Here is an 18,106-nt window from a genome sequence, read left to right on the forward strand (position 1 = left end):
GAGTCGCTCCCGTGTGATCGGTTTACCGGGCGCGGCGAAGCGCGTCCTTTTCCCGGACCGGCGAAGGAAGGTAAGAAGCCGTGGATACCGCCGCGCGCAATCATTATAGCATGGAATATTCCTCGTGGAAAACACCCGGCGGGAGCGATCGCGTAAGGGAAGGTGCGTTCCGGCGGCGGATCGAACGAGGCGGGGGGCGGGAAACGGATCGAAGACGGCTCTTTCCTAGCTTTCCTCCTCCTCCACTTCGCCCTTCTTTCCCGCCTGCACGATGCGGGTGACCCGCTCCACCAACTCCCTGTCGTCGGCGACGCGGCGGATCACGCCGCGGTTGGCGATGGAGATGGCGCCCGTCTCCTCGCTGACGACGATCACGATCGCGTCGGTCTCCTCGGCGAGGCCGAGGGCGGCGCGGTGACGCGTGCCGGTGTTGGCGGTCTGGGTGCGGTCCTGGGAGAGGGGGAGGATGCAGCCGGCGGCGGCGATCCGGTCGTTCTGAATCACCAGCGCTCCATCATGGAGGGGCGAGTAGTTGGTGAATACGGTGACGATCATCTCCGCCGTCACCTTGCCGTCGACGCGGTGTCCCGTTTCGATGATGTTGCGGAGCGCCGCCTGACGGACGATCACGATGAGCCCGCCGATCCGCTTGCGGGCCATCACCTGCACCGCCTTCGCGATCTCGTCCATGCTCTCGATCGCCTCGATCTTCAGGAAGATCCGGAAGATCCTGCCCTGGCCGACCTGGGAGAGGGCGCGCCTGAGTTCGGGCTGGAAGAGGATCACGAAACCGACGAGCCAAACGGTTTTCAGGCTCGAGAAAATCCGGTTCAGGCCGGTGAGCTGGAAGACGTCCGCCACCGCGGAGACCAGGTAGATGAGGGCGAGGCCGACGAACATCTGGGAGGCGCGGGTTCCCTTGACCACCAACAGGAGGCGGTAGAGTAGGAACCAGACCACGGCGAAGTCGATTACGTCGTAGATCCGGAACTGGAGGTCGCCCACCGAATCACTCCTCCGAACGCTCGATCGCTTCCGCCGTACGGACCGCGCGGATCACGGCGCGCACGTCGTGGACCCGCAGAATATCGGCGCCGTTCCGCGCCGCCGCCACGCAGGCACCGAGGGTCGCCTCGAGCCGCTCCTCCACCGGAAGACCGAGAAGATGGCCGATGAAGGACTTGCGCGACGGTCCGACGAGGACCGGGAAACCCAGGGATCGGAACTCGCCCAGGTGCCGGAGGAGCGCCAGGTTGTCCTCCAGCCGCTTGCCGAAGCCGATGCCCGGATCGATCACGATCTTATCCTCCGCCACGCCGGATGCAATCGCAATCTCCGCGCTGCGGGCGAGATCGTCATATACTTCCGTTACCACGTCGTCGTATCGCGGCGCCGTCTGCATCGTTTCCGGTGTGCCCCGCATGTGGTTGAGCACCAAATCCGCGCCCGCCTCGGCGGCGATCCGCGCGAGGTTCGGATCGTGGGCGAGGCCGGTCACGTCGTTCAGCACCGTCGCGCCGGCCCTCACCGCCATGCGCGCCACCGCCGCCTTCCGCGTGTCCACCGAGATCGGCTTTTCCACCGCGCCGCGCAGCTCCCGGATCACCGGGACGACGCGCCGGGTTTCCATCTCCACCGACACCTCCTCGGCGCCGGGCCGCGTCGATTCCCCCCCCACGTCGATCAGGTCCGCCCCCTCCGCGGCGAGCCGCACACCCCGCTCCACCGCCCGGTCGAAGGCGAAGAACTCGCCGCCGTCGCTGAAGGAGTCGGGGGTGACGTTCAGGATCCCCATGACCGCCGCGCCGCCCACTTCGGGGGAGAAGCGCGTGCGCGCCGTATGGTCGAGTCGCCGGGTCGCCCGGCGGAGTTCCTCGATTCGTCCGCGGAAGGGCTCCCGTTCGGCGAGGATCAGGATCGATTCGGAATCGGAGAGAAAGAGGAGGGCGTCATCGCCGACGGCGCGGGGCCGCATCCCCCTCTCCTCCATGTAGGGGAAGAGGACGCGCCGCGCTTCCGGTTCGAGTCGCCAGAGCTTCCACCAGCGCGGACCGAAGGAAAAGCCGGCCGGGGGCGGCACGACGTCGGCCGGCGCGGCGGCGCGGATCGGACGGAGGTGAATCACGGTCCGTCCTCCATCAAGCGGTCGGTTCGGCGTGATTCCCGGGCTCGGCCTCCCCCGGTTCGGACGCCTCTTCGTCGGCGGTTCCGTCGGCCGGGGCGCCTTCGTCTCGCGGCTTCTCCGGCGTGGTGGAACGCCCGCCGTATTCGGCGGGAGGCGGGGGATCGAGTTCTTCGCCGCGAACCAGCTGGGCGATCTCCTCGCCGTCCAGCACCTCCCTCTCCCGGAGCGTCTCCGCGATTCGGACCAGCATCTCCCGGTTCTCCTCGAGGAGCCGTTTCGCCCGCTCGAACTGGGCGTCCACGATTCCCCGGATTTCCTCGTCGATGGCGACGGCGGTTTTCTCCGAGTAATCGCGGTGGCGGGCGATTTCGCGGCCGAGGAAGATCTGCTCTTCCTTTTGCCCGAATGTGAGCGGGCCGAGCTTCTCGCTCATACCCCACTCGCAGACCATCTTGCGCGCCAACGTGGTCGACTTCTCGATGTCGTCCCGCGCGCCGGTGGTCAGCTCGTTGAAAATCAGGATCTCCGCCGCCCGGCCGCCCATGCTGAGCGCCACCACGTCCAGGCAGTACTCCTTGCTCCACTTGTGCTTCTCGTCCATCGGCAGCAGGTGGGTGACTCCCAGCGCCTGTCCCCTCGGAATGATCGAAACCTTGTGGAGCGGGTCGGCGTTCGGCAGGAGGAAGGCGAGGAGCGCATGCCCCGCCTCGTGATAGGCGGTCCCCTTCTTCTCCTCGTCGCTGAGGATGAGCGATTTCCGCTCCATCCCCATCATCACCTTGTCCTTCGACTCCTCGAAGTCGGTCATTCTCACCTTGTCCCGGTTGCGGCGCGCGGCGAGGAGCGCCGCCTCGTTCACCAGGTTGGCGATGTCCGCGCCCGAGAGGCCCGGCGTGCCGCGGGCGAGCACGGGGAGGGAGACGTCCGGACCGAGAGGGATCTTTCTTGTGTGAACTTTCAGGATCCCCTCGCGACCCGCCACGTCCGGCATGTCCACCACGATCTGCCGGTCGAAGCGCCCCGGCCGGAGGAGCGCCGGGTCGAGCACGTCGGGCCGGTTGGTGGCGGCGATCAGGATCACCCCCTCCTTCGACTCGAAGCCGTCCATCTCGACCAGGAGCTGGTTCAGCGTCTGTTCCCGCTCGTCGTGGCCGCCGCCGAGGCCGGCGCCCCGGTGCCGGCCCACCGCGTCGATCTCGTCGATGAAGATGATGCAGGGCGCGCTCCGCTTCCCCTGTTCGAAGAGGTCCCGCACGCGGGAGGCGCCGACGCCGACGAACATCTCCACGAAATCGGAGCCGCTCATGGAGAAGAAGGGAACCTCCGCCTCGCCGGCCACGGCCTTGGCGAGGAGCGTCTTCCCCGTCCCGGGTTGGCCGAGAAGCAGCGCTCCCTTGGGGATCTTGCCGCCCAGCTTCTGGAACTTCTCGGGCCGGCGCAGAAAATCGATGATCTCCCGCAGCTCCTCCTTCGCCTCCACCGCGCCCGCCACGTCGTTAAACGTGATCTTGGGGCGGTCCGCCGTGAGGAGCCGCGCCCGGCTCTTGCCGAAGCTGAATGCCTTGTTCCCGCCGGTCTGCATCTGGCGGACGATGAAGATCCAAATGCCGAGGATGAGCAAAATCGGCAGCCAAGAGAGGAGCATGGAGATCCAGTTCATCCCGATCGGGCGGGAGCGGATCGCCGCGTTCGGATTGTCCTCCCATATCGTTTTCGGCAGCTCCGGATCCACGGACGGGAGCCAGACCTTGAAATCGAGCGTTTCTTTTTGCGGTAGACCCTCGCCGCGGGAGATCAGCGCCGGCTCGTTGAAGGAGCCCTTCACCTCCTTCTCCACGATCAGCACCGAGGCGATGTTCCCCGCCTCCACCTCGTGGATGAAACGGGTGTAGCTGATCTCCGTCTCCGGGGAGCGGGCGTTTTGCCACATCCGGTACATCGTGAGGAGGAGGAGGAGGAGGATCACCCAGAGGGCGAGGCTGCGCATCCCCCGGTTGATGCGGGGGGTTTCCCTGCGCGGGTCGCGGCCGCCCCTGCCGGGGCGGTGGTCCGGCCCGTTTTCGCGGGGGGGATCCCCGTCGCTTTGGAAAAAGGAGCGTCCCGGACCTTTTCGGTCCGTGGGCGGAATGTCGAGCAATCGTCGGATCATCTTTTCGTGACTCGTTCCCGGGTCGAAGGTGTACGTGTCAAAGAAGGCGGGCGGAGGGCCGCGCCACCGGCCGGGACCCGATTCGGCTCGCGGCGCGCCGGCCGCGGTCGAAACGGAAAGAGGTTTCCCGATCCGGCTTAAGTATCGTTCGGCACGGGGAGAATTGCAACCGTCAAGATCTTTGTCGTCGATCGAGTTAACCGCGCTCGGTCGGCGATCTCCACGCCCGCCGCCCAGAGGATCCCCTCGCGGTCGACGAGGAGGGGGACGTCGTCCCTGGCGTGGCGGGGGACTTTCCTGTCCGTGAAGAGGTCCTGCAGCTTCCGCCCGCCGGGCGCGCCGAGGGGGCGGAAGCGGTCGCCGGGGCGGCGATTCCGCACGAGGAGAGGGAACGCCGCGCGGTCCGCGTCGAGGCGCGCCGAGAGGGCGGCCGCGCTCTCCCCCGGCTCCGGTTCGCCGCGCTCTCCCATTCCCTCGGGGAGCGTCTCGATGCGGCAGAGAAGCGTGCGGCCGTCGGGAAGAGGAACGGGACGGTCGATCTCAACATCCATTTCGTAGGGGGCGGAGGGCGCGGCGGTCGTCACGAAGAAGAGACGATCCCCTTCGACGCGCGCCGTGAGCCCGCCGGGGATGCGAAGGGATCCGTCCCTCTCGGCGGCGGCGAGGGCGAGGAGACGGCGTGTCGTTCCCCGGCGGATCCGCGTTCCCTCGCCTCCCGCGCCGAGGGCGGCGAGGCGACGGAGGATCTCCGCGCCGAGGGCGGGGTGCGCTTCCGCGAGAAGGCCGGCGGGAGCTTGAACGGCGCCTTCGGGCGAAACCACGCCGCGGCGTTCGATCCAACGCTCCGCCTCGCGCCGCAGGTAGTCGTCCACTTCCGCCAGAATCTCGGCGCTCCACGCGATCGGTCCCGCCACCGAACGTCCCAGAAGCCTCTCCGCCGCCGGAATCAGCTCCAGGCGGATCCTGTTCCGATCGTACACCGCCCGCAGGTTGGTTCGATCGACGCGGGAGGGGATCCCCTCCCGGGCGAGCCACTCCTCGATCGCGGCGCGGGGGAGATCGAGCAGCGGTCTCACGAAAGGCCCGGAGCGGTGGGGAATCCCGGCGAGTCCCCTCGGCCCGGAGCCCCGGAAGAGGTGGTAGAGCACGGTCTCCACCCGGTCGTCCCTGTTGTGGCCCGTGACGATGCGGTCCGCCTTCTCCTCCTTCATCGCGCCGATGAGCGCGGCGGCGCGCAAGCCGCGCGCCCTCTCTTGGAGGGAAAGCCCCGCCGCTTTTTCGGCGGCGCGGATCGGCACGCGCGCGCTCCGGAAAGGGACGCCGAGGCGGGCGCAGTCGTCGCGGACGAAACGCTCGTCTTCGTCCGACTCATCGTCGCGCAACCCGTGATTGACGTGAAAAGCGGAGAGCCGAAGCCCCCATGCGTCCCGGATCCGAACGAGCATGTGGAGGAGGCAGGTCGAATCGGGGCCGCCGGAGAGGGCGAGCAGAAGCGCGTCTTCGCGCCGGAAGAGCGACCGGTCCCGGACGGTGCGAATCATGCGGTCGATGGCGTCCACGGCGGGGATCTCGTCGCGCGAGAGGAAAGGAAGAAGTGCCGGTGCAGGGACTCGAACCCCGGACACGCGGATTATGATTCCGCTGCTCTAACCAACTGAGCTACACCGGCAATGCCCATGTCTTCGCGCCGGAAAAAGAGAGGATAGGGGGAGAGGAGCCTTTTTGTCAACGCGGAAGCGCGTCCCGCCTCGCCGGAAGGCGGCGCCGGGCGGCGACCGCGACGAGGACAAGATAAAGAGCCGCGAAGAGCGCCGAGCCGATCACGCCCCGCCGGAAAGACCGGGGCCGGTATCGAAACGATACCTCGTGTTCCCCGGCCGGGATCGCCACCGCCCGGAAGGCGTAGTCGGCCCGCAGGATCGGCGCCGGAACGCCGTCCACCGCCGCTTCCCAGCCGGGGAAGTCGGTCTCGCTCAGGAAGAGAAGCCCGGCTTCTCCGGAGCGGGCGCGGAGCGTGACGTCCGGGCCCTCCCGCCGGATCACTTCGCAGAGATCCTCCGGCAACTCCGGCGCCGTCCCCCGCGGGATCGCCGGATCCTCCTCGATGAAGAGGGGGCCGCGCGGGTCGAAACCGGGCACCGTGATCCGCCGCAGGATCTCGCCGCGGTTCTTCTCCACCACCCAGTCGTGGCGCAGAAAGGCTCTCGGCAGGACACGCGTGTTTTCGAGGAGCGTGAGGGGAGGCCGCCGCAAAACGCGGAAACGATCGCTTCCCTCCAGCGCCTCCTCCCAATTCCTCGCCGGCCCGTTCGCCGGCTCGTAGCGATCGGGCACCAATATGTATTTTAGGTTCAAAAGATCCCACAAGGGAAGGAAGAGGTCCGACGGGTGATGGAAAGCGGTGATCCGCCTTCCGTCGGGGAAGAGGTTCGGATCGATCGCCTCGAAGACGCGGGCGTAATGGGCGGGGAGAAGGGCGTTCACGCCGCCCAGATCTTCGATCCCGTAAGGGAGGCCCGTGTTGGAGGGAAGCATGTACTCCCGCGTGAAGCGGGAGACGCGGAAGGGCTCTTCCTCCTCCGCCCGCAGGGTTTGGAGCGAGGGGTGATCGGCGAAGATCTCATCCCGGGGCTGGGGCGTGTAGTAGACCCGGGCGAAGGTCCAGCCGTCCGCGAGTACGATCAGGATCGCCGCCGCCGCCGCCGCGCGGCCCGCCCGCCCGCGCTTACCGATTAAAAGAAGCGCCGCCCCGCCGGCGAGGACGATCGCGCCGAAACGGAACGCCACCTTCCACTGGTGCGCCGCCCATTCCTCCTCCGAACGTCCCTCGAGCCAAATGCGGGCGTGCGGCGGAACCACGGCGGGCCGGATCGAACTCAGCTCGACCCGGAACATTCGCTCCCGGGCGTCGCGGCGCATCGCACCGCCCCAGATGCCGGTCGCCGCCGCCAAGAGGGGTGCCGCCAGCATCCAGGCCGCGATGTAGGCGATCACCCGGCGACGATTGGCGCCGGCGAGCCGCTCGGCGATCGCGTCGAACCCGAATCCCGCGAGTACCGCGACGGAGAAGAGGAAGGGGAACTGGAGGCGATGCAGTTCGGCGCTGAAGCGCGCGAAGGGGACGAGCCGGTGGAAGAGGCGGAAGAGGTGGGGCGAAAAAGCGAGCGCCAAGGAGAAGGCGGCCACGGCGCCGAAGAAGATCGTCTCCCGCCGTCTTCGGAAGAGGAGCGCCGCCCCCGCGAGCAGGAGGGGGAGCACCCCGCCGTAGCCGATCCACCCGACGTCGGAGGGATGGGGAAGCGCCCCCTGGTAGGGGACGATCCAGTAGTTTTCGTCCACCGGGTTGCCGAAGAAGTCGGGAAGGACCGCGCGGATCATCGACCAGGGGCGCGGCTGATGGTCCCGGAGAATCTCCTCCACCGGGATGTTCCGGCGCTCCGAGAGACCGCCCAACTCGGCGGTGGGGAGGATCTGAAAGAGAGTGATTCCGGCGCCGACGGCGATCAGGAGTCCCAGCGCCGCGATCCGGAACGCGCCGCGCCGCCGCTCCGGCCGGGGGAGCCCTCCCCACTCGACCAGGGCGAATGCGGAACTGATCGTGAACACATAAAGTATTGTCTGCGGAAAGCCGCCGAGGATGGTGAGGGCCGCGGCGAGGGGGAGGAGGGGGGTCCACCCCCGCCTCACCTGCCGCCGGGCGAGGAGCAGGAGCGCCGGAAGCCAGCACCCCGTCGAGATGTGGGGCGGGTGCCCGAGATAGGTGGCGAAGTAAGCGTTGAACAGAAAGGAGAGCCCGCCCACCGTGGCGCCGGCGTTCCCCACGCCGAGACGTCGCGACAGCAGAAAGAGGAAGAACGCGCCCAGCAGGAGATGGAAGACGACGAACGCTCCCATCGCCCACCGGTGGTCGATGCGGTAGAGGAGCAGGTTCAACGGGTGGAACACGCAGGACTGGAAGTCGGCCAGATGGGGGGTGCCGCACAGAATGTAGCGGTTCCAGAGCGGGACGCGCCCGGCCTCCAGCTCTTCGGCGGAGAGATGGCGTCGCGGGTAATAGGTTTCCGCCGCGTCGTCCCGGAAGGAAGGCCGGGCTTGGCGTTCCAACGTCGCCGTCGCGCGCCAGGGGAGCCAGCGGGACATGTTGCTCGTCACCAGGGCGTTCGGGCCGAAGAGGACGTCCCGGAAAAAGAGAAGCGCGACGAGCGCCAGGAAGAGGAGGGCGATCCGTTCGCCACGCCCGCGCCCGCCGTTCCCGAGGAGGGATGGGATCATGACAGGTAAAGTTCCCTCCAGAGCCGGGCCATCTGGAGCATGGTCATTACGATTTCCCGGATCCGGTACCGGCTGCCGCCGGCGCGGCGCCGGAAATGGGTCACGCCGACCTGGACGATGCGGAATCCCGCCTTGCGGGCCTTGAGAAGCACTTCCGCGTCGATCAGCCCGCGCGTGGAGGAGAGGGTGAACGCTTCGAACACCTCGCGTCGGTACAGCTTGAACCCGCAGTTCACGTCCCGCAGCGGGAGCCCGAAGAAGACCCGGAGCGCCGTGTTGTAGACCCAGGAGACCGCCTTCCGTTCCCAGCCGTCCATCCGTCGGATTTTGTAGGCGGAGACGATGTCCGCGTCGCGGATGAGCGGGATCAGCCGAGAGAGTTCCGCCACGTCGAACTGCAGGTCCCCGTCCGTGTAGAAGATCAGGTCGAATCGCGCCGATTCGAATCCGCTCCGGAGCGCCAGCCCGTAACCCCGGTTGACGGGGTGCCGGATCACCCGGATCCGGCGGTTCTCCCGGGCGAGACGATCGGCGATCTCCGGCGTCCGGTCGGTGGATCCGTCGTCGACGATGATCACCTCGTAGTCGGAGGCGAGGTCGCGAAGCACGCGGTCCGCCCTCCGGGCCAACTCCTCCACCGTGTCCTGCTCGTTGCAGGCGGGGAAGAAGAAGGAGATGGTCGGTTTGTCCAGTGGCGCGCTCATCTTCAGTCCCCGCTCCCGATGTATCCGAGCGATCGGAGGCGTTCCATCTCTTCCTCGCTCAGCTCGGGGAAGCCCGTCGCGGCGCCTCCCTCCTGAATCATCCATGCATTCAGCATATCGGCCATCCGCGCGAGGCTCTCCGGGTCTCGGCCTGATCGATCCTCTTGCTCCGCCGGGTCGGCGTCCATGTCGTAGAGAAGGCCCCCCTCCTCTCCGTCGACGGTGATCCACTTCCAGCCGCCGTAACGGACGGCGTGACGCGGGAGCGATTTCCAGTCCTGTTTGGGCGGATAAACCTCGGCGAAGACCGGCGCCTCCTCCTGGGTTTCGCCGCGGAGCGAAGGGGCGAACGAACGTCCCTCCATCGGGTATTTCTCCGGCGGGATCGAGAGAAGGTCCAGGATCGTCGGCGCCAGATCGATGTTCCGTACGGTCGTTCCGGAGAGGGCTCCCGCCGGCGCCGTGCCCGGGGCGCGCACGATCAACGGCACCCGGATCGACTGGTCGTAGAGCATGATGTCGTGACCGAAGTAGCGGTCGTGTTCGTAGAGCACCTCGCCGTGGTCGGCGGTGAAGAAGACGAGCGTGTGGTCGAGCACGCCGCGCTCCCGGAGACGGTCGAGCACCCTGTCCAACTGGAGATCGGTGAAGGAGACCTCGCCGTCGTAGAGGCTGCGGAAGCGCTCGATCATCGGCTCGTTCAGCGCCAGATCCCCCAGCCAAACGCGCTCCAGCGTCGGCACGTCCGCCCGGAGGTCGCTCGACGGGTCCGGGTCGTAGAGGCGTTCCATCGGCGGCGGCGGCTCGTAAGGTTTATGCGGGAAGAACCAATGCACCCAGAGGAAATAGGGCTCCTTGAGTTCGTCGCGGATGTAATCGGAGAGGGCCCACACCTGCACGTCCTGCCCCTCCTGGCTCAAGAGCGCGTTGATCCGCTGCAGCCCGTAGTTGTAGCGCTCCCAGTAGATGTCGAACCCCCGGGCGAGGCCGTACTTGTCGTCCAGCACGTGGCTCGAGACGAAGGCGGCGGTTTGATAGCCGTTCTCCTTGAGAATCTGCGCGAGGGTGCGGTGTTCGTCGTCGAGGGTGAAGCCGTGGCTCAGCACGCCGTGCGTCCGCGGGTAGAGGCCGGTGAGGATCGACGTGTGGGAGGGGAGGGTGATCGGAATGGAGCTGTAGGCTTCCGTGAAAAGGGTTCCTTCCCGAGCGAGCCGGTCGATGGCCGGGGTGCGCGTCGACGCGCCCCCGTAGGCGCCGACCCGATCGGAACGGAGCGTGTCGATCGTGATGAGGAGGACGTTGGGAGGCGTCGAGGGTTTCCGCGAGCAACCGGAGAGGAGCGCCGGCAGAAGCAGAAGAAAAACGGCGAAGGCGCCGCGCCGGTGATCCGTCCCTCCTCTCCGCTCTTTACGATGCCCTTGCTCGCGCACGTTTTCCCCTCGGGATGCCCGGGGCGCGCGCCTCCGGGCGTTCCTGCGTATCTTGTAAGATACCAGGGAGTTGTGAGTCGGTCAACGCGATTTCCGCTCTCCTTTTGGCTCGATCCGGAAAAGCCCCGCCTCCGGGACGACCCGCCAGGCGCGCCGTGTCTCCGCCGAGATGTCCTCCACATAGAGGGGGACCCGGCCCCCGTACTCTTCGATCACCCGGTCGTACTCGCGGCGCGCGAGGTGGTGGACCGTGATGTCGGTCCGGATTCCCTCGACCGCCTGCAGATAGACGACCGCCATCGCCCTTCCCCACGGAAGGCAGATGTGGGCCCCTTCGGGCAGGTCCTCGGCGAGTAGCCGTCGCTCGGTCTCCAGGATCGTCCGGCTGTGGACGTATCCGTTTATACGCTCCGCCCGCCGCGCCAGGTCCGCCCCGTTGCCGGCGGCGAGGGCGACGAGCAGGAGGGGGAGTACGAAGGACGCCGCGCCCGTCCGGGGCGCGAGACGCCGCAGGTCCGCCAGGAGCAGGGAACCGCCGAGAAGGAGGAAGAGGGTGGAGGGGAGAACGAAATCCTCCAGGTCCATGGTGCGGAAATTGACATAGAAGAGCGTGTTCGCCAGGAAGCAGTAGAGCAGAAGAAGCGCCGCGGAGCGCCCCCGCCGCGCCGCGCCCCAGAGGAGCCCCGAGAGGCCGATGGGGAGAAGGAAAGCGCCGGCGGTCCTCCGGAAGTAATCGGGGAACCCCGCCGCGTTCTCCCGGGCCGTGTCGTCGAACCAGGTGAGCTTGCGGCCCGGGCCGGCGCCGCGAAGCTTGAAGAGAAAACGATCGCCGAAGGAATCGCCGGCGCTCTCTTTATCGAGCAGGCCCAGATCCACCTTTTCCTGGATGTCCCGGAAGGCGTTCACCGCGGGATCGGCGCCGTTCCGTATCGGAAGGTGCAGATAGACGGTGAAGGCGAGGGGGAGGAGGAGAAGGGGCGCGGCGAGCCGCGGGAGGGAGGGGAGTAGCCTCCGGTGCGCGATCACGAAGAGGGCGTATCCCGGGGCGAAGAGGAGGGCGGACCCGTGGTGGGAGGCGTCGAGCCCGGCGGCCCACACCGCGAGCCAGAGGAATCGCTCCCCGCCGGTTCTTCTCCAGCGGAAGAGGAAGAAAAGCGTCGCCGCCAGGAGCAGGTGATGGAGGGTGTACACCTCCGCCAGGGACGCCACGTGCCAGAAAGGTCGCGCCAGGGCGAGCCCGGCCAGGGCGACCGCTCCGGCGAGGATGTCGCCCGTCGCCTCCCGCGCCGCCAGGGCGGCGACCAGGATCGCGCCCGCGCCCAGAAGCGCCGAGAGGAGGTTCATCGCGCGCGCCGGGTCGGAGCCGAAAAGGAGTATGGCGATTCGTCCGAGCCAGACATAGAGCGGATAACCGGTGGCGTGGGGAATGCCGAGGGTGTGCGCCGCCGTCACCAGTTCCGCCGAGTCCCCTCCCTCCAGATCCGGCCGGGCGGTCCAGAGGAGAAAGAGGAATGGGAAGAGGAGCAGCAGCCACCCGATCCGATCGAAAAGGCCGCCCGTCTTCATGGAAACGCCGCTCATGCTTCCCTCCCGATCTCCGTTCATACCCGATTCGCGCCCGCCACGGAACTCTTTTCGCGCGCGGCGGACCTTGACCCTCCCCCCGGGGTTGACTAAGATGAGCCCCGATTTACACCCCATGGATCGGCGAAGGATATGGTGAAACGGACATTTTGCCTCGCGGCGCTTCTCGCGCTCCCGCTTCTCTCCTGCGGAACGAAGGACGCGGACACGCTGGTCGGCTCCGGGCTGGTGGACAACCGGTCCACCGCTATGCCGCGGTCGATCGTCCTCAGGGATTTGACGGCGGACACCTATTTCGAGGCGAGCCTCGAGCCGGGCGAGCAGCCCGACCTGCTGGTCGGCCGGCGCCGCAAGTTCGGATACCGCGCGGCGGTCTATTTCAGCCTTTCCGGATTCAACGAGCCGACGGACAGCCTGGTCGAGGCGCGCCTCACCGGCATCCCCTGGTCGCCCGGGGACGGCGCCGGCGAGGTGCGGATCGGCCGGATCCTGGAGGATTGGACGGAAAAATCCGAGACGGAGACCTTGGAGACGGCGGACGATTTCGACGTGATCTTCGCTGGCGGAATCGACGCGGCGCTCCCCCTCGAGTGGGCGCGCGGTTGGATCGACTCCTCCGCCGGCAACAACGGGCTGCTCCTCTCGCCGATCGGCGATGAAGAATCCCTCCTCCGCTTCCCGTCGATGGAGGCGGACACCGCGTCCCCCGGCGAACCGTTCCGTCTTCTGCTCACCTACAGGGACACCCTCGGCGCCGACACGACCGTGACGCGCAACCTCTCCCTCGACCGCTTCTACGCCTTCAAGTTCGACCCCGCCTCCTATGTGGTGGAGAACGAAACGTCGGACACGCTCCTCGTCGGGCAGCGCGAAGCGGTCACCAACCAGGCGATCTTTCAGTTTCTCTTCCCCGATTCCCTCGGCGACGTCACCATCAATCGCGCGGAGTTGGTGCTGACGGTGGCGCGGACGGAGATCGAGGAGGAGAGCCTGCTCGTGATGAACGCGCTTCGCGTGCTGAACGACGAGCTGGAGAGCGACTCCATCGCCATCAGCGCCGTCATCTATGACGACGAGAAGGCGATCGGCCCCTCCGAGCCGGGGGACACGGTGGAGATCGAACTCACCGACCTTGCGCGCACGTGGATCACCGGCGGCGAGAGGAACCCGGCGGTTCTGGTCCGGCCGGACACCGATCGGGGCCGGGACAGACACGCCGTCTTCTTCTCCCGCGAGGGGGCGTACCCGCCCAGGCTGCGGATCCTCTACACGCCTCTCCGCCCGGAGGAGGACTAGCCGTGCGCCGCCTTCCGTCTCTCCTTTCGTGCCTTCTCCTTCTCTGCGCCTTGCTGCCGGCGGGGCGCGCCGCGGCGGACTCGCAGTTCGCCTCCAACGCACTCGGCGTCGGCATCCGTCCGGTTCACGTGCGGGCCTGGGCGATGGGCGCCCTGGAGACGGCGCTCGCCGACACGTCCCGCCTCTCCCTCTCCAACCCCGCCCTCGCCGCGGGGATGAACCGCGTCTCCATGAACATCCTCTATCACGCCGAGCGCAGGCACGCGCGGAGCGGCGAGGGGGAACACACATACAACTCCAGCGGTTTCCCTCTCTTCGAGTTTTTGATTCCCATCGGCGATCGGCTCGCCCTCGGCCTCGGCTATCACGAGCTGCAGGACATGGGGACCGAGAAAATCCGTCTCGAGACCTTCGACGACCCGGTGGACTACACCACCCTCTTCGAACGCCACGGCAGCGTGTTTCGCGTCCCCGCCGTGGCGGCGTTCCGGCTTTTCCGCGACGTGCGGATCGGGCTCCGCCTGGACACCTATTTCCTGAGCATCGAGGAAGACTACGACCTGGACTTCGCCGATTCGGACATCCGCGACACCCGCGAGCGTTTCCTTATCGGCGGCGACGGGACCGGCGGCGCCGTCGGCGTACTTCTCCCCCTCGGCCGGTCGGGCAGCCTGGGCTTCACCTGGTCCCAAGAGGTCCGCCTCCGCGTGGACCGGCAGAGGGAAGGGCTCTCCGGGACGGTGAGCGGGGAGCGGGCGCGGATCGAAGTGGCGCCCCGCTTCGGCGCGGGTCTCTCCTGGCGTTTCGACGAGCGTTGGACCGCCGGCGCCGAGTACGCCCTCTCTTCTTGGGAAAGCGTAAAGGACACGGTGGCCGCGCTCGGCGGTTATCGGGATGTCGCCTCTTTCGCCATCGGCCTGGAGAGAATGCCGGACCGGAACGATCCTTGGTTCGTCCGCCTCCCCCTTCGGGCGGGGTTCCGCGTCGATCCTTTGATGTACGGCGACCGGGAGGGGAATCGGATCGACCGGTGGGCGGTCACCTGCGGGACCGGCTTCTCTCTCGGGGGCGGCGCGGGGATCTGCGATCTCGCCGTCGAGTACGGTCGGATCGGCGACCAAGATCGGAACGGTCTCGAGGAAAGCTACACCCGCGTCGTGGTCGGTTTCACCGGCCAGGAGCCCTGGCGGCGGCGGAAGAGCTATCTGGAATAGGGTTTCGCCGCGCCGTTGCGGGCCCCGCCGAATCCGGGTATATTATCCTCAAGAAAAACAATCGGTTCCCGGGTACCGCCGGGAAGGCGGCTCCCCGCGGATGACCACCCCCCGGAGAGAAAGGCCATGACGATCCCCACGCGAAAAGCGGCCGTGTTCCTCGCCCCGCTCGCCGCGCTTCTGCTGCTCGCCCTCGCCGCCGGCGATGCTCGGGCGCAGTACTTCGGCAAGAACAAGGTCCAGTACAGCGATTTCGGCTGGCGCGTTCTCGAGACGGAACACTTCGAGATCTATTATTACGAATCGGAGCGCGAGGCGGTGCGGGACGTGGCGCGCATGGCGGAGCGTTCCTACGCGCGCCTCTCCCAGGTTTTGGGGTACAACTTCGACAAGCCGATCCCGCTCATTCTGTACGCCTCCCATTCCCATTTTCAACAGACCAACGTGACGCCCTCGCAGGTCGGCGAGGGGACCGGCGGGATGACCGATCTGGCCAAGCGCCGGCTCACCATCCCCTTCACGGGGTCTTACGCCGAGATGGAACACGTGGTCACCCACGAGATGGTTCACGCATTCCAGCTCGACATCCTCTACGGCGACGGCGGGAGCATGCTCGCCAACACGGTCGGCTTCTCGCCGCCCCTCTGGTTCATGGAGGGGATGGCGGAGTACCTCTCCATCGGCGAGGTGGACCGGCACACCGAGATGTGGATGCGGGACGCCGCCCTGCAGGGCTACCTCCTCTCCATCGAAGACCTTTCCCGGGTCTACGACATCCGGGTTTATCGTTTCGGCCAATCGATCATGAATTTTCTCGCCCGCAAGTACGGCGACGAGAAGATCGGCGAGATCCTCCGGAGCACCCCGAGGGTGGGCGGCGTGGACCGCGCCTTCCAGGCGGTGCTCGGCATTTCGCTGAAGAAGTTTTCCGAAGAGTGGCTCGAGGAGGTGCGCCGCACCTATCTTCCCCAGATCGTCGACTACGCCAAGCCGGACAAGTTCGCCCGTCCCATCACCAGCCCGGAGACGGACCGGGGCTCTCTCAATCTCGTTCCGGCCGTGTCGCCGAGCGGCGAGCGGGTGGCGTTCATCTCCGACAGGGACATGTACTCCAGCCTCTACGTCTCCCCCGTTTCCGACGACGGCCGGGCGGAGAAGCTGATCGAAGGGGAACGGACCGGGAGCTTCGAATCGCTCCGCTTCTTCAACACCGCCATCTCCTGGTCGCCGGACGAGCGTTACCTCGCATTCCCGGCGAAGGTGGGGGGGCACGACGCGATCTACATCTACGACATGGACCGCCGCCGGGTGCACCGCAAGTTGGAGATGGAAGAGTTCGACGGCGTGCTCTCCCCTTCCTGGTCCCCCGACGGCACGCGCCTTGTCTTCACCGTTCTCGAGGGAGGGCGGTCGAACCTGTTCACCGTTCGGGCCGACGGGAAGGAGCTGACGCGGCTCACCGACGACCGGTACACCTGCCGGGATCCGGCGTGGTCCCCCGACGGAAAGACCATCGCTTTCACCACCGACCGCGGGGAGGGAACCGACTTCGAGCGGCTCGTCTTCGAAGGATACAAGATCGCTCTCTACGATATCGCCACCGGGCGCGTCGACGTGCTCCCGAACATGCCGGGGAAGAACATCGCCCCGCAGTGGGCACCGGGCGGCGAGGAGATCCTGTTCGTTTCCGATCGGAGCGGGATCTCCAACGTTTTTTCCATGGAGCTGAAAACGGGCGACGCCTACCAGCTCACCAATATCCTAACCGGCGTGACCGGGATCATCCCCGAGTCGTCGCCGATCAGTTTCTCCCGGAACGGGGAGACGCTGGTCTTCTCCGCCTTCTCGGGCGGGCGCTGGGATCTGTACGACCTGAGCGATCCTTTGCGATTAAAGCACGTTCCCTTCCGCCGGAAAGAGACGCTCGGCGAATCGGAACCGCCGCGGATCGCCGCGCTCGCGCCGGATCCCACCGCCCCGCTTCCGCCGGTGGTCGCCTTCTCGGGCGGACCGGACGCGGAGCCGTCTGCCGCGTCCCCCGTCCGGAACGACGCGGGGACGATGGGGATCGCCCCCGGCACCGAGCCGGCCCCGGAGAAGCTCGTCGATCTTCGTTCCTTCTATCCGGAAGGGGAAGCGCCCGAGCCGGAAGAACTGAAGGATCACATCCGGAACGCCGACGGCGTGGACGCCCTGCCGGACACCGCGGATTTTCAGGACAGGGAGTATAAAACGCGTTTCTCCCAGGACTTCCTCTTCGGAGGCGCCGCCTTCGCCTCCAACGTGGGGTTCCTGGGGCAGAGCGCCATCTCCTTCAGCGATATACTCGGCAACCACAACCTCACTTTCGCCGCCGGGATCTACGGATCGCTCAGCGACGCGGACCTCTTCTTCTCCTACACCAATCTGGAGAACCGGATGAACTGGGCCGTGGCGCTCTTCCAGTACCGGAACGACTACTACATCTACACCGCCGAGTCGGAGGCGGAATTCGAGAGCCAGATCTACAGGGGCCTGCAGCTCATGGTGAGCCGCCCCTTCTCCAAGTACGCCCGTTTCGATTTCGGGGTCCGCGGCGAGTCGATCACGAGTTCCGTTTTTCGGACGTCTTTCTACGGCGACGCCTACGAGGAGGTCCGCGAGGACCCCAAGTACTTCGCCCAACCCTTCGTCTCTTACGTGACGGACAACGTGATCTACGGATCGACGGGGCCGATCAACGGCGGCCGTTCCCGGCTCTCCCTCGACTATGCCTTCGGCGACCTGTCCTTCGGCACGGGAATCCTGGACGCGCGGAAATATTGGAACATCCGCCGGCGATACAGTTTCGCCGGGAGGATGCTCGTCGGCACCAGCGTCGGGAGGGATCTGCAGTTCTTCCGGATCGGCGGACCCTACACCTTCCGGGGAATCGACTACGGCGATCTGCGCGCCACCCGCGTCGGCATGGTGAATCTGGAGTTCCGTTACCCGCTGATCGAGAGGCTCCGTTTCGGCTGGCCTCTGCCGCTCGATCTCCGGAGCATCAACGGCGTCTTCTTCGTCGATGGAGCGGCGGGTTGGTATGGCGACGGGAGCGAGCTGGCGCCGATGCAGAACCGCCCGATCGACCTGGTCACGGGGAGGGTGGAGAACGCCTACGCCTTCGCCTATGGGTTCGGCGCTCGAGTGAATCTGGGGATCTTCATTCTGCGCTGGGATTGGGGGCAGAGGACCGACTTCCAGAGAACGCTGGGCGCGTCGCAACACTTCTTTACATTGGCGGCCGACTTCTAGTCCCCGCGGGGCGGGAGAGAATCCTGCTGCGGCGCCGGTCCGCGGGCTGCGAGGCG

At 66.9% G+C, this 18,106-nt stretch carries 11 protein-coding genes and 1 tRNA gene; 3 read left to right on the forward strand and 9 right to left on the reverse strand.

The window, feature by feature from the left end; genetic code table 11:
* Positions 1-225 precede the first annotated feature (225 nt).
* From cdaA to JW958_07565, 9 genes are all read right to left on the reverse strand, one after another.
* Positions 226-1,005 carry a diadenylate cyclase CdaA gene (gene cdaA, locus JW958_07525; protein MBN1826099.1) on the reverse strand — a complete coding sequence of 260 codons (780 nt, stop codon included), beginning with the start codon at positions 1,003-1,005 and terminating at the stop codon, positions 226-228.
* A 4-nt stretch (positions 1,006-1,009) separates the two neighbouring features.
* Positions 1,010-1,795 carry a dihydropteroate synthase gene (folP, locus tag JW958_07530; GenBank protein ID MBN1826100.1) on the reverse strand — a complete coding sequence of 262 codons (786 nt, stop codon included), beginning with the start codon at positions 1,793-1,795 and terminating at the stop codon, positions 1,010-1,012.
* 343 nt (positions 1,796-2,138) lie between these two features.
* The gene (gene ftsH, locus JW958_07535) at positions 2,139-4,112 is read right to left on the reverse strand and encodes an ATP-dependent zinc metalloprotease FtsH (protein MBN1826101.1); all 1,974 of its coding nucleotides are present in this window, start codon (positions 4,110-4,112) and stop codon (positions 2,139-2,141) included.
* 299 nt (positions 4,113-4,411) lie between these two features.
* Complete coding sequence (gene tilS / locus JW958_07540) at positions 4,412-5,833, reverse strand: tRNA lysidine(34) synthetase TilS (GenBank protein MBN1826102.1); 1,422 nt, start codon at positions 5,831-5,833, stop codon at positions 4,412-4,414.
* Between the two features lie 36 nt (positions 5,834-5,869).
* Positions 5,870-5,943: transfer RNA gene (locus JW958_07545), tRNA-Met, on the reverse strand.
* Between the two features lie 56 nt (positions 5,944-5,999).
* The gene (locus tag JW958_07550) at positions 6,000-8,546 is read right to left on the reverse strand and encodes a YfhO family protein (protein ID MBN1826103.1); all 2,547 of its coding nucleotides are present in this window, start codon (positions 8,544-8,546) and stop codon (positions 6,000-6,002) included.
* Positions 8,543-9,250 (reverse strand): glycosyltransferase family 2 protein, encoded by a 708-nt coding sequence (locus JW958_07555; GenBank protein MBN1826104.1) that lies wholly within the window; start codon positions 9,248-9,250, stop codon positions 8,543-8,545. The genes JW958_07550 and JW958_07555 overlap by 4 nt, the downstream gene beginning before the upstream one ends.
* A gap of 2 nt (positions 9,251-9,252) precedes the next feature.
* Positions 9,253-10,680 carry a sulfatase gene (locus JW958_07560; GenBank protein MBN1826105.1) on the reverse strand — a complete coding sequence of 476 codons (1,428 nt, stop codon included), beginning with the start codon at positions 10,678-10,680 and terminating at the stop codon, positions 9,253-9,255.
* An 81-nt stretch (positions 10,681-10,761) separates the two neighbouring features.
* Positions 10,762-12,261, reverse strand: coding sequence for a DUF2723 domain-containing protein (locus JW958_07565; protein ID MBN1826106.1), 1,500 nt, complete (start codon positions 12,259-12,261; stop codon positions 10,762-10,764).
* 138 nt (positions 12,262-12,399) lie between these two features.
* Here JW958_07565 and JW958_07570 point away from each other — a divergent pair, with 138 nt between their 5' ends.
* The 3 genes from JW958_07570 (at position 12,400) to JW958_07580 (ending at position 18,050) form a co-directional block, all read left to right on the forward strand.
* The gene (locus JW958_07570) at positions 12,400-13,560 is read left to right on the forward strand and encodes a hypothetical protein (GenBank protein MBN1826107.1); all 1,161 of its coding nucleotides are present in this window, start codon (positions 12,400-12,402) and stop codon (positions 13,558-13,560) included.
* Between the two features lie 2 nt (positions 13,561-13,562).
* Positions 13,563-14,774, forward strand: a complete 1,212-nt coding sequence (locus tag JW958_07575; protein MBN1826108.1) for a hypothetical protein — start codon at positions 13,563-13,565, stop codon at positions 14,772-14,774.
* A gap of 126 nt (positions 14,775-14,900) precedes the next feature.
* Positions 14,901-18,050, forward strand: a complete 3,150-nt coding sequence (locus JW958_07580) for a PD40 domain-containing protein (protein MBN1826109.1) — start codon at positions 14,901-14,903, stop codon at positions 18,048-18,050.
* The last annotated feature ends 56 nt before the right edge of the window (positions 18,051-18,106 follow it).

The sequence above is a fragment of the Candidatus Eisenbacteria bacterium genome (genome assembly GCA_016930695.1).
Lineage (GTDB): Bacteria > Orphanbacterota > Orphanbacteria > Orphanbacterales > Orphanbacteraceae > JAFGGD01.

Excerpts from the sequence above, each read along its gene's own strand:
- ftsH (MBN1826101.1), bottom strand. The coding sequence starts at position 4,112 with ATGCGCAGCCTCGCCCTCTGGGTGATCCTCCTCCTCCTCCTCCTCACG.
- folP (MBN1826100.1), bottom strand. The coding sequence starts at position 1,795 with ATGGGGATCCTGAACGTCACCCCCGACTCCTTCAGCGACGGCGGCGAG.
- JW958_07565 (MBN1826106.1), bottom strand. The coding sequence starts at position 12,261 with ATGAGCGGCGTTTCCATGAAGACGGGCGGCCTTTTCGATCGGATCGGG.
- JW958_07555 (MBN1826104.1), bottom strand. The coding sequence starts at position 9,250 with ATGAGCGCGCCACTGGACAAACCGACCATCTCCTTCTTCTTCCCCGCC.
- JW958_07550 (MBN1826103.1), bottom strand. The coding sequence starts at position 8,546 with ATGATCCCATCCCTCCTCGGGAACGGCGGGCGCGGGCGTGGCGAACGG.
- JW958_07580 (MBN1826109.1), top strand. The coding sequence starts at position 14,901 with ATGACGATCCCCACGCGAAAAGCGGCCGTGTTCCTCGCCCCGCTCGCC.